We start from the raw sequence: 12,422 nt of genomic DNA, 5'->3' as shown, positions 1-12,422 counted from the left end.
TTTGCCCGCCAAGACCTTCAGTGGATAGGGTGTTATGTCCGGAAAAGCGCAACAGCAGTCTCGTATCAAAGAGTTGATCACACTGGGTCGTGAGCAGGGTTACCTGACTTACGCCGAGGTCAACGACCACCTGCCTGAGGATATTTCAGATCCAGAGCAGGTGGAAGACATCATCCGCATGATTAACGACATGGGGATCAACGTATTCGAAACTGCGCCAGATAAGGATTCCCTTATGCTGGCCGACGCCGATACTGACGAGGCTGCGGCCGAAGAGGCAGCAGCAGCGTTGGCAGCAGTGGAGACCGATATCGGTCGCACGACGGACCCTGTGCGCATGTACATGCGTGAAATGGGTACGGTCGAGTTGCTGACACGCGAAGGCGAAATTGAAATCGCCAAGCGTATCGAAGAGGGCATCCGTGAAGTGATGGGCGCAATTGCGCACTTCCCTGGCACGGTTGACCACATTCTCTCCGAGTACACCCGCGTTACCACCGAAGGTGGCCGCCTGTCCGACGTTCTGAGCGGTTATATCGACCCGGACGATGGCATTGCGCCGCCTGCTGCCGAAGTACCGCCGCCTGTCGATGCGAAAGCCGCGAAAGCCGACGACGATTCCGAAGACGACGATGCTGAAGCCAGCAGCGACGACGAAGATGAAGTTGAAAGCGGTCCGGACCCGATCATCGCGGCCCAGCGTTTCGGTGCGGTTTCCGATCAAATGGAAATCACCCGCAAGGCCTTGAAAAAGCACGGTCGTGGCAACAAGCAGGCGATTGCCGAGCTGATCGCCCTGGCTGAGCTGTTCATGCCGATCAAGCTGGTGCCGAAGCAATTCGAAGGCCTGGTTGAACGTGTTCGCAGTGCCCTTGAGCGTCTGCGTGCCCAAGAGCGCGCAATCATGCAGCTCTGCGTACGTGATGCGCGCATGCCGCGTGCTGACTTCCTGCGCCAGTTCCCGGGCAACGAAGTTGACGAAAGCTGGACCGACGCACTGGCCAAAGGCAAGGCGAAATACGCCGAAGCCATTGGTCGTCTGCAGCCCGATATCATCCGTTGCCAGCAGAAGCTGACTGCGCTTGAGACTGAAACCGGTCTGACGATTGCCGAAATCAAGGACATCAACCGTCGCATGTCGATCGGTGAGGCCAAAGCCCGCCGCGCGAAGAAAGAGATGGTTGAAGCGAACTTGCGTCTGGTGATCTCCATCGCCAAGAAGTACACCAACCGTGGCCTGCAGTTCCTCGATCTGATCCAGGAAGGCAACATCGGCTTGATGAAGGCTGTGGACAAGTTCGAATACCGTCGCGGCTACAAGTTCTCGACTTATGCCACCTGGTGGATCCGTCAGGCGATCACTCGCTCGATCGCCGACCAGGCCCGCACCATCCGTATTCCGGTGCACATGATCGAGACGATCAACAAGCTCAACCGTATTTCCCGGCAGATGTTGCAGGAAATGGGTCGCGAACCGACCCCGGAAGAGCTGGGCGAACGCATGGAAATGCCTGAGGATAAAATCCGCAAGGTATTGAAGATCGCTAAAGAGCCGATCTCCATGGAAACGCCGATTGGTGATGACGAAGACTCCCATCTGGGTGACTTCATCGAAGACTCGACCATGCAGTCGCCAATCGATGTCGCCACTGTTGAGAGCCTGAAAGAAGCGACTCGCGACGTACTGTCCGGCCTCACTGCCCGTGAAGCCAAGGTACTGCGCATGCGTTTCGGCATCGACATGAATACCGACCACACCCTTGAGGAAGTCGGTAAACAGTTTGACGTGACCCGCGAGCGGATCCGTCAGATCGAAGCCAAGGCACTGCGCAAGCTGCGCCACCCGACGCGAAGCGAGCATCTGCGCTCCTTCCTCGACGAGTGATACCAGAACCCCCGGCCCAGGCCGGGGGTTTTGCTTTGTGCAGATCACTTTCTACAGATTAACTGCCGCGCAACCCCCCTCCCCCGCAATGCCCGTCTACACTCGAAACATTCCCCGTGCCATAACGAGACCGTTATGCCCAGACTGCCGACCGTGATACTGCTGTCGCTGCTCACCTGGACCGCAACGGCTGGCGCGTTGACTCTCACCGATGAAGAGCGTGGCTGGCTGGCGGACCATCAGGAGCTGCGACTGGGAGTGGACACCTCTTGGCCACCCTTCGAATACCGTGACGAAAATGGCCGTTATCAGGGCCTTGCCGCCGACTACGTACGCCTGATCCAGGACCGCCTGGGCGTCAGGATCAACCTGATCGAGCCCGCCAACTGGACCGCCGTGCTCGAACAGGCCAAAAACAACCAGCTCGACCTGCTGCCCGGCATCATGTCCACCCCGGAGCGCCAGGGCTTCCTGGCCTTCACGCGGCCTTATCTGGACTTTCCCATTGTCATCCTCGCCCACGAAGGCGGCGCCAAACCGCGCAACCTCAAGGACCTTTACGGGCTGAAGATCGCCGTGGTGGAGAACTACGCGCCCCACGAATTGCTGCGCACCCACCATCCCGACCTCAACCTGGTGGCCATGCCCAACGTCAGCTCGACGCTGCAAGCCCTGGCCACTGATGAGGTGGATGCCGTCGTCGGTGACCTCGCCTCCAGCGTCTGGAGCCTGCGCCAACTCAAACTCGATGGGTTATACGTCAGCGGTGAAACGCCCTACCGCTATCAACTGGCAATGGCCGTACCGCGCGATGAGAAAATGCTGGTGGGTATCCTGGACAAGGTGCTCGCCGACCTCAGTTCGGACGAAACCGACACCATCCAGCAACACTGGGTAGGCAGCTTCACCGATCACCGCATGTTCTGGGCCGACCTGCTGATGTACGGCCTGCCAGCCGTGCTGCTGTTGAGTACCGTGCTGGCCATCGTAATTCGGATCAATCGTCGGCTCAGTTCGGAAATATCCCGGCGGGTTGCCCTTGAGCAAGAACTGCGCAGCAGCGAATACCACTACCGCGGCCTGGTGGAGAGCCTGTCCGCCATCGCCTGGGAAGCCAGCATCACGGACTTCACCTACAGCTATGTGTCGCCGCATGCCGAAGAGCTGCTCGGCTACCCCCGCGCGCATTGGCTGATTCCAGGGTTCTGGCGCAACATCATCCACCCCGCCGACCTGACGCGCGCCGAGGCTTACTGCTACCGGGAAACCCGCGCCAACCGCGACCATAGCCTCGATTACCGAGTGATCACTGCCGACGGGCGCTGCCTGTGGGTACGTGACATTGTCAGCCTTATCGAACACGGGCATGAACCAGTGCTGCGCGGCTTGATGATCGATATCAGCGAAGCCAAGCGCACCGAAGAAGCCCTGCAGCTTTCCGAGCAGAAATTTGCCTCGGTGTTCCAGCAATGCCCGGACATCCTGGTGATTGCGCGGATGTCCGATGGCTGCCTGCTGGAGGTCAACAAGGCGTTCGAAGACCAGATCGGCCTGAGCGCCGAGGAAGTGGTGGGCAAGACCGCCACAGAACTGAATATCTGGGGCATTCAGGGCGTCGGGCCCGACCTGCTGCAACGCGTGCAGACCACCAGCATCCGCAACCTCGAAATGTCGTTCCGACGCAGCAACGGCCAGGCGTTTACAGGGCTGATCTCAGCCGAGCCGTTCCAACTCGACACCACCGAAGCCCTGGTGGTGGTGGTGCGCGATATCACCCAGCTCAAAGAAACCCAGCAACAGCTGCAAACGTCCGAAGAGAAATTCGCCAAAGCCTTCCACGCCTCACCCGATGGCCTGCTGCTGAGCCGTCAACGTGACGGGCTGCTGATTGAAGTGAATGAGGGCTTCAGCCGTATTACCGGTTTCACCAGTGTGACCTCGCTCGACCAGTCAACCCTGGACCTGGGCATCTGGGTCGACCTCAACGAACGCAAACACATGTTGGAGCTGATGCAGCGCGACGGTTTTGTGCGCGACTTCGTCTGCCATATACGCCGCAACGACGGGCAGATTCGCCTCTGCGAAGTGTCCAGTCGCCCACTGCCGATCGGCGATGAAGATTGCATGCTGACCATTGCGCGAGACATCACCGAACGCCAGTTCATGCAGGAAAAACTGCAACAGGCCGCCACGGTGTTTGAGAGCACTGCCGAAGGTGTGTTGATCACCGACACCCGGCAGAACATCAGTGCCGTCAACCGCGCGTTCAGCGAAATCACCGGCTACAGCGAAGCCGAAGCCCTTGGCAGCACGCCGCGCCTGCTCGCCTCCGGCCTGCACGACAGCGCCTTCTATGCAGCCATGTGGCACCAGTTGACCGCCCACGGGCACTGGCAGGGCGAGATTTCCAACCGCCGCAAGAACGGCGAGCTGTACCCCAGTTGGCTGACCATCAGTGCCGTGCGCAACCGCGAGCAATTGATCACCCACTTTGTCGCCGTGTTTGCCGACATCTCCAGCCTCAAGCACGCCCAGGCGCGCCTCGACTACCAGGCACACCATGACCCACTGACCGGCTTGCCCAACCGCACCCTGTTCGAAAGCCGGTTGCAGGCCGCACTGAATGGCCAGCAGGAAAGCGGTAACCAAGGCGCCGTGCTGTTTCTGGACCTGGACCGCTTCAAACACATCAACGACAGCCTTGGCCACCCCATCGGCGACCTGCTGCTCAAGGACATCGCCGTGCGCCTCAAGGAGCAACTGCGCGATGTCGACACCGTGGCACGCCTGGGCGGCGACGAATTCATCATCCTGCTGCCCGGCCTGCAACACGCCAGCGATGCCGCGCACCTGGCCAACAAGCTGCTCGCCTGCTTCACCCCGCCGTTCCAGGCCGGCGAGCACGAGTTCTTTATCAGCGCGAGTATCGGCACCAGCCTGTACCCGCAGGACGGCACTGACGTCGCCACCCTGGTGAAAAACGCCGACGCGGCGATGTACCGCTCCAAGGCCAAGGGCCGCAACCGCGTCGAAAGCTACACCCGTGACCTCACCGCCCAAGCCAACGAGCGCGTGGCCCTGGAACACGAACTGCGCCGCGCCATCGAACGTGACGAACTGAGCCTGTATTACCAACCCAAGCTGAGCCTGGCGACCCACGAACTGATCGGCGCCGAAGCCCTGATCCGCTGGCGCCATCCAACCTTTGGCGACGTGCCGCCTGAGCATTTCATCCCCCTCGCCGAAGAAAACGGCATGATCCTGCAGATCGGCGATTGGGTACTGGAACAGGCCTGCCAACAACTGCACGCCTGGCAAACGGTTTATGAGGATTTCGGCCCACTGTCGGTCAACCTCGCCGGCGCACAACTGCGCCACCCCAACCTGCTCGCGCGCATTGAACAGCTGCTGCGCGACTACCGTCTGGAGCCCGGCTGCCTGCAATTGGAGATCACCGAAAACTTCATCATGAGCCAGGCCGAGGAAGCCCTGGAAGTGCTGCACCAACTCAAACGCCTGGGCGTGCAGCTGGCGATTGATGATTTCGGCACCGGCTATTCATCCCTCAGCTACCTCAAGCGCTTGCCGCTGGATTTCCTCAAAATCGACCAGTCCTTCGTGCGCGGCTTGCCCGACGATCCGCACGACGCCGCCATCGTGCGCGCCATCATCGCCCTGGGCCACAGCATGCAATTCACCATCATCGCCGAAGGCGTGGAAAACCCCGCGCAACAAGCCTTTCTTGCCGCCGAAGGCTGTGAACAGATGCAAGGCTACATCGTCAGCCTGCCCCTGCCGCCCGAGCTTTTTGCCGAGGCTTTTCTTCATCTGAGGGTTTCAGACTTTTCGGATGGCACAGCGGGGAAACCATCGTTATAATCCGCGACCTGTTACAAGGGCCTATAGCTCAGTTGGTCAGAGCAGAGGACTCATAATCCTTTGGTCCACGGTTCAAGTCCGTGTGGGCCCACCAAACAAGAAAGCCGCGCATTGCGCGGCTTTTGCGTGTCTGGCGTATGGAAAAGGCGACGCTGACTCCCACGCCTTTGTCAGCAATGAAAGATTTGTTAATTGTCCTCAACTGCTGCGGCACAGACCATGGCCGGCCACTCAACCAGTACGAGGAACCCGGCTCCATGCCTCAGGCCAACCGTTCACCCCGCGCCTTTTTTACCCTCAGCCTGCGCACCGCAGGCGTTCTCGCCATCACCCTTGCAACCCTCGGCAACGCACACGCAGCATCGCCCGCGCCGGCCACCATCAAGGCGTACAAGCTCTGCACAGGCGCAGACAACGCCTCGCACGTTTTGGAGGGCACCATCGACCCGAGCATGCGCAACGACGTCACTGCCATTCATTTCAAGACAACCCCGGCGCACGCTTCTTACGATTGGCATAACGATCCCGAGCCGCAGTACGTCATGACACTCTCCGGCACCTTGGCCTTCGCCACCCGAGGCGGCGAGACGTTCACCCTGCACCCCGGTGAAGTGCTGGTCGCCGAAGACAACACCGGCACCGGCCATCGTTGGAAGCTGATCGACGACCAGCCATGGCGCCGTGGCTACGTGGTGCTCAAGCCTGGCGCGCCGGACTCGTTTATCCCGAACGATCCCGCCGCCGCGAAAGTCTGCAAGGCGCCTTAATCTCGCAGATCGCAGCGCTCCAGACGGGCGCAAGCCTGTAACATGGCGACCCATTGCCGCCCGCACTGGAGCCCTGCCCTTGCCCGTCCTCGATGAAATCGATCGCCAACTGATCGCCGCCTTGCAGATCAACGCTCGCGAAAGCGTGGCCATGCTTGCCCGGCAGTTGGGCATTGCGCGCACCACGGTGACGTCGCGTCTGGCGCGCCTGGAGAAAACCCAGGTGATTACCGGCTATGGCGTGCGCCTCGGGCAGCGTGTGGTCGATGGTGGTTTGCAGGCATATGTCGGGATCACCGTGCAAGCGCGCTCGGGCAAGGAAGTGTTGCGTCGGTTGAGTGCAATGGCGCAGGTGCAGCAGCTGTGTGCGGTGAGTGGCGAATTTGATTACGTGGCCTGGCTGCGCACCGATTCACCGGAGCAACTGGATCAATTGCTGGACCAGATCGGCAGTGTCGACGGTGTGGAAAAAACTACCACGTCGATCATCCTCAGTAACAAATTGGACCGTGGCCAGCCAGTCTGACCACCCTCTTCGTCACTCTGACTGAAAACAATCCAATACGACGACACTTTGCGTCTTATTAACGAACGCTACGCTCCCTAAACTGGCTGCCATCTTTTCCTATACTCAACGGGCCACATCCCGCCGAGTCGCCAGTAAGGTCAGCCATGAGCATTCCGTCCAGCACCATCAGCAAGACCCATCGCCACCCCGCCGACGGTAAAAAACCCATCACCATTTTTGGCCCGGACTTTCCGTTCGCCTTTGATGACTGGATTGAGCATCCGGCCGGCCTGGGCAGCATTCCGGCCGCCAACCATGGCGCCGAAGTGGCGATTGTCGGTGCGGGGATCGCGGGCCTGGTGGCCGCTTACGAGCTGATGAAGCTGGGCCTCAAGCCGGTGGTGTATGAAGCCTCGAAAATGGGCGGCCGCTTGCGCTCCCAGGCGTTTGAAGGGGCCGAGGGCATCATCGCCGAGCTGGGCGGCATGCGTTTTCCGGTGTCGTCGACAGCGTTCTACCACTATGTGGACAAGCTGGGCCTGGAGACCAAACCCTTCCCCAACCCACTGACGCCCGCCTCCGGCAGCACGGTGATCGACCTGGAAGGCCAGACTCACTACGCACAAAAGCTCTCGGACTTGCCGGTGCTGTTCCAGGAAGTTGCCGACGCCTGGGCCGATGCGCTGGAAGCCGGTTCGCAGTTCGGTGATATCCAGCAAGCCATCCGCGACCGCGACGTACCACGCCTCAAAGCGCTGTGGAACAAGCTGGTGCCGCTGTGGGACGACCGCACCTTCTATGACTTCGTCGCCACGTCCAAGGCCTTTGCCAAACTCTCGTTTGCGCACCGCGAAGTGTTTGGTCAGGTAGGTTTCGGCACCGGCGGCTGGGACTCGGATTTCCCCAACTCGATGCTCGAAATCTTCCGCGTGGTGATGACCAACTGCGACGACCACCAGCACCTGGTCGTCGGCGGCGTGGCGCAAGTGCCCATGGGCATCTGGCGCCACGTGCCGGAGCGTTGTGCGCACTGGCCGGCAGGCACCAGCCTCAGCTCGTTGCATCGCGGCGCGCCACGGGCCGGTGTGAGCCGCATAGCCCACGCCGCCGATGGCCGCTTTGCTGTGACCGACAACTACGGCGACACCCGTGAATACGCCGCCGTGCTGACCACTTGCCAAAGCTGGCTGCTGACCACCCAGATCGAATGCGACGAGAGCCTGTTCTCGCAGAAAATGTGGATGGCCCTGGACCGCACCCGTTACATGCAGTCGTCAAAAACCTTCGTGATGGTCGACCGCCCGTTCTGGAAAGACAAAGACCCGGAAACTGGCCGCGACCTGATGAGCATGACCCTCACTGATCGCCTGACCCGTGGCACTTACCTGTTCGACAACGGCGACGACAAGCCGGGCGTGATTTGCCTGTCGTACTCGTGGATGAGCGACGCGTTGAAAATGCTCCCGCAGCCCATCGACAAGCGAGTGAAACTGGCCCTCGACGCCCTGAAAAAGATCTACCCGAAAGTCGATATCAAGGCGCGCATCATCGGCGACCCGATCACTGTGTCCTGGGAAGCCGACCCGCATTTCCTCGGGGCTTTCAAAGGCGCGCTGCCCGGCCACTACCGCTACAACCAGCGGATGTATGCGCACTTCATGCAGAAGGACATGCCCGCTGAACAACGTGGGATTTTTATTGCCGGTGACGACGTGTCCTGGACGCCGGCCTGGGTCGAAGGCGCGGTGCAAACCTCGCTGAACGCGGTGTGGGGCATCATGACCCACTTCGGCGGCAGCACGCATCCGGAGAACCCAGGGCCTGGTGATGTCTTTGACGAAATCGGCCCGATCGCCCTGGCCGATTAAGGAGTTGAGCATGCGCGTTGCCCTGTACCAATGCCCGCCGCTGCCACTGGATGTGGCCGGTAACCTCAAGCGCCTGCACCCACTGGCGCATGAGGCCTCGGATGCCGATGTGCTGGTGCTGCCGGAGATGTTTCTCAGCGGCTACAACATCGGCGCCGAAGCGGTAGGTGCCCTTGCCGAACCTCAGGATGGGCCGTCCGCGCAGGCGATTGCCACACTCGCCAAAAGCGCCGGGCTGGCGATTCTGTACGGCTACCCGGAGCGGGCCGAGGACGGGCGGATCTACAACGCCGTGCAGTTGATCGACGCCCACGGCCAGCGCCTGTGCAACTACCGCAAGACCCACTTGTTTGGCGACCTGGACCACTCGATGTTCAGTGCCGGGGAAGATGATTTCCCGTTGGTGGAATTGAACGGCTGGAAGCTTGGCCTCTTGATCTGCTACGACCTGGAATTTCCGGAGAATACCCGTCGCCTGGCGCTGGCCGGGGCCGAAGTGATCCTGGTGCCGACTGCCAATATGGTGCCGTTCGACTTTGTCGCCGACGTCACCGTGCGGGCGCGGGCCTTTGAAAACCAGTGTTATGTGGCCTACGCCAACTACTGCGGGCAGGAAGGCGAGATTCAGTATTGCGGGCAAAGCAGCATCGCCGCGCCGAATGGGCAGCGCATCGCCCAGGCCGGGCTGGATGAGACGTTGATCGTCGGTGCGCTGGACCGCCAGTCCATCCTCGACGCCCGCGCCGCCAACCACTACCTGCAAGACCGTCGCCCCGAGTTGTACGGCGCACTGCACAAGCCCTGACCCAGCCGGTTTGTCAGCGGTTTGATAACATGGCCACCTCCTACGTTTCGGAAGTGCCCATGCCTGCGCCGGCCCACCCTCATCACCTTCACCTGACCCTGGCCAATGGCCTGCGGGTTTCCCTGCGCCATGCGCCACGTTTGAAGCGTTGCGCTGCGGTGCTGCGCGTGGCTGCCGGCAGCCATGACGTGCCCTTGGCCTGGCCGGGGCTGGCGCACTTTCTTGAGCATTTGTTGTTTCTCGGCACGCAGCGTTTTCCCGCAAATGAAGGGCTGATGGCCTACGTGCAGCGCCATGGCGGGCAGGTCAACGCGAGTACCCGGGAGCGTACGACGGACTTCTTCTTTGAATTGCCGCTGGCGACCTTTGCCAGCGGGCTTGAGCGCCTGGCGGACATGCTGGCTCACCCGCGCCTGGCGATTGAAGACCAGTTGCGTGAGCGCGAAGTGTTGCACGCAGAGTTTGTTGCATGGTCCCAGGATGCCCAGGCTCAGCAGCAGGTCGCGCTGTTGGAGGGCTTGGCCGCCGATCATCCACTGCGCGGTTTTCACGCCGGCAACCGGGAAAGCCTGCCGGTGGAGCGTGAGGCATTTCAGCAAGCACTGCGCGAATTTCACACGCACTTTTATCAGAGCGGGCAGATGACGTTGAGCCTGGCCGGCCCGCAGCCGCTGGACGAGCTGGAAGCCTTGGCGCAGCGATTCAGCGAGGCATTGGCTTGCGGGCCTTTGCACCCACAGGCCGAGCCCCCTGCGCTGTTGCCCGATCAAGCAGTGAGTTATCAATACACCGCCAATAATCATCGGCACCACGTCATTGCCTGTGACGTGCCCCGTGAAGCGTTGGATTTTCTCTGCACCTGGCTCAACGCCCCGGCGCCCGGCGGGTTACTGGCCGAGCTGCAGACGCGAAGCTTGGCCCACGCACTGCACGCGTCCGTGCTGTATCACTTCGCCGGGCAAGCGCTGCTGGATATCGACTTTTCCCTCTTCGCTCAAGACGGGTCGGCTACTCAGGTCGAAGCGTTATTGCACGACTGGTTGAGCTTTTTCGCACAGAGCGACTGGACGCCGCTGCGAGAAGAGTTCGCCTTGCTGAACGCTCGCCAGCAACAAATCCAGGGCGCCCTGGCGCTGGCCCGCAACGACAGCGAAGATCTATCGGAACAGGGCGTGGCGGCCCTGAAAAATCTGCTCGATTCACTGCACCTGCCGCCCTCCGAGCACGCCTGGCAACTGCCGCCCAACAACCCCTTCCTGCGCCCAGCGATCAAGCAAGCGCGCGCCGGCCTGATTCGCGGCCAGACCAGCGCCCACCGTGGCTTGCGCACGTTCGCCCAGGATCGCTCGCGGGGACGACGGGAAGTGTCGGCGCTGACGTTCAGCCAGGCCTTGGCGGATGACACCAACGAAGGCGCGCTGTACCTGCAATGGCGCTTTGATTCGTTGGTACCCGCAGGCCTGGAACATGCGTTGCAGCCGTTGCGTGAGCAGGCCCGTCAGGCGGGCGTCGAATTGGCCTTCGAAACCCTCGGCAATGAATGGCGCGTGAAAATAGTCGGCCTTCACGAACCAATCGCGGCTGTGGTCGAGGCGCTGGCGCTTAACTTGAGCCAGTCCGATAGGCCGCTGCCGTCACCCGCACAAACGCCGATGATTGCCATTCGGGAGCTGCTCAAGGCGTTGCCTGCCTGCTGTGCCGGCATCGCTTCCGGGGCCGGCGAGACGCCATCGTCATGGACCACCGCGCGTTGGCAGGGCCTGGGCACAGGTTTTCCCGCTGCCAGTGAAGCGGCGATCAAAACCGCAGCCGCGCGATTGCCAGGCCAGCCGGGAAGCTTCGAACACACGCCGAAAACCCTCGACGGCCAGCGGCTCTGGCACGAAGTGAATACCGACGCCCGCGAAGCCGCGTTGCTGCTGTTTTGCCCAACGCCAAGCCAATCCCTGGCCGATGAAGCGGCATGGCGACTGCTCGGGCATCTGCTCCAGGGGCCGTTTTACCAAAAACTGCGCGTAGAACTGCAAATCGGCTACGCCGTGTTCAGCGGCATCCGACAGATCAACGGGCAAACCGGCCTGCTGTTTGGCGTGCAATCACCCAGCGTATCCCTGGCCGGGATCTTCGAGCACGTGCAGACCTTCCTGGTGCAGCTTCCGGCGTTGATCGACAACAGCGCCGAACTGGGCAACCAGACGCTGGCAGAGCAATTCACGGCCCAGGCATTACCGGTCGCCCAAGCCGCCGAATTGCTCTGGCAGGCGCAGCTGGCTGGCCATTCGTCGGGTTATCTGGCGCCACTTCAGCAGTTGATACAAACCTGCACGCGCGAGGATCTGCAACGTGCCGCAGGGCAACTCAATGACGCTGTAGGCGGTTGGCGCTGTGTGGCCAACGGCCCGCCCATCAATGGTTCCTGGCAAACGGCAGGCTGATCATTGCTGGCCCTGCAAAAGGCTTTTGCCACCAAGACAGCGCTAACTTGAAAAGAATTGCGTAACATTCATCCGCACACCTCTGAACATCTCCGATTGGAGGTGGACTATATGTATGAGTAGTGAACGTCCCATCCCTTCGTAGGAGTATGAATATGACCTGGTCCAAGCCTGCTTACACTGATCTGCGTATCGGTTTCGAAGTCACCATGTACTTCGCCAGCCGTTGATTGGCTGAGTAATACAACGCCTCGGTTCGCCCGGGGCGTTTTTGT

The 12,422-nt window shown here is 60.9% G+C and carries 8 protein-coding genes and 1 tRNA gene; all 9 read left to right on the top strand.

Annotated elements, in window-relative coordinates; genetic code table 11:
• Nucleotides 1–34: 34 nt before the first annotated feature.
• The 9 genes from rpoD (at nt 35) to pqqA (ending at nt 12,377) form a co-directional block, all read left to right on the top strand.
• A complete protein-coding gene (gene rpoD / locus ACP7B3_RS12200) occupies nt 35–1,885 on the top strand; it encodes an RNA polymerase sigma factor RpoD (RefSeq protein ID WP_106575532.1) in 1,851 nt (616 codons plus the stop codon).
• Between the two features lie 135 nt (nt 1,886–2,020).
• Nucleotides 2,021–5,764, top strand: a complete 3,744-nt coding sequence (locus ACP7B3_RS12195; protein WP_426178892.1) for an EAL domain-containing protein — start codon at nt 2,021–2,023, stop codon at nt 5,762–5,764.
• 17 nt (nt 5,765–5,781) lie between these two features.
• Nucleotides 5,782–5,858 (top strand) — tRNA-Ile (locus tag ACP7B3_RS12190).
• A 163-nt stretch (nt 5,859–6,021) separates the two neighbouring features.
• The gene (locus tag ACP7B3_RS12185) at nt 6,022–6,531 is read left to right on the top strand and encodes a cupin domain-containing protein (protein ID WP_426178890.1); all 510 of its coding nucleotides are present in this window, start codon (nt 6,022–6,024) and stop codon (nt 6,529–6,531) included.
• Between the two features lie 79 nt (nt 6,532–6,610).
• The gene (locus ACP7B3_RS12180; RefSeq protein WP_106575534.1) at nt 6,611–7,057 is read left to right on the top strand and encodes an Lrp/AsnC family transcriptional regulator; all 447 of its coding nucleotides are present in this window, start codon (nt 6,611–6,613) and stop codon (nt 7,055–7,057) included.
• A gap of 167 nt (nt 7,058–7,224) precedes the next feature.
• Nucleotides 7,225–8,907, top strand: a complete 1,683-nt coding sequence (locus tag ACP7B3_RS12175; protein WP_426178941.1) for a flavin monoamine oxidase family protein — start codon at nt 7,225–7,227, stop codon at nt 8,905–8,907.
• A gap of 10 nt (nt 8,908–8,917) precedes the next feature.
• Nucleotides 8,918–9,712, top strand: a complete 795-nt coding sequence (locus tag ACP7B3_RS12170) for a carbon-nitrogen hydrolase family protein (RefSeq protein WP_426178888.1) — start codon at nt 8,918–8,920, stop codon at nt 9,710–9,712.
• Between the two features lie 59 nt (nt 9,713–9,771).
• Nucleotides 9,772–12,147, top strand: coding sequence for a pyrroloquinoline quinone biosynthesis protein PqqF (gene pqqF / locus ACP7B3_RS12165; protein WP_426178939.1), 2,376 nt, complete (start codon nt 9,772–9,774; stop codon nt 12,145–12,147).
• Nucleotides 12,148–12,302: 155 nt separating this feature from the next.
• Nucleotides 12,303–12,377, top strand: coding sequence for a pyrroloquinoline quinone precursor peptide PqqA (gene pqqA / locus ACP7B3_RS12160; RefSeq protein WP_003194766.1), 75 nt, complete (start codon nt 12,303–12,305; stop codon nt 12,375–12,377).
• The last annotated feature ends 45 nt before the right edge of the window (nt 12,378–12,422 follow it).

It is taken from the genome of Pseudomonas sp. TWRC1-2, assembly GCF_049896685.1.
GTDB lineage: Bacteria > Pseudomonadota > Gammaproteobacteria > Pseudomonadales > Pseudomonadaceae > Aquipseudomonas.
This window is presented reverse-complemented; position numbering and strand designations above follow the sequence as displayed.

Coding starts and splice junctions, on each gene's coding strand:
- rpoD (WP_106575532.1), top strand. CDS start 35: ATGTCCGGAAAAGCGCAACAGCAGTCTCGTATCAAAGAGTTGATCACA.
- ACP7B3_RS12195 (WP_426178892.1), top strand. CDS start 2,021: ATGCCCAGACTGCCGACCGTGATACTGCTGTCGCTGCTCACCTGGACC.
- ACP7B3_RS12185 (WP_426178890.1), top strand. CDS start 6,022: ATGCCTCAGGCCAACCGTTCACCCCGCGCCTTTTTTACCCTCAGCCTG.
- ACP7B3_RS12170 (WP_426178888.1), top strand. CDS start 8,918: ATGCGCGTTGCCCTGTACCAATGCCCGCCGCTGCCACTGGATGTGGCC.
- pqqF (WP_426178939.1), top strand. CDS start 9,772: ATGCCTGCGCCGGCCCACCCTCATCACCTTCACCTGACCCTGGCCAAT.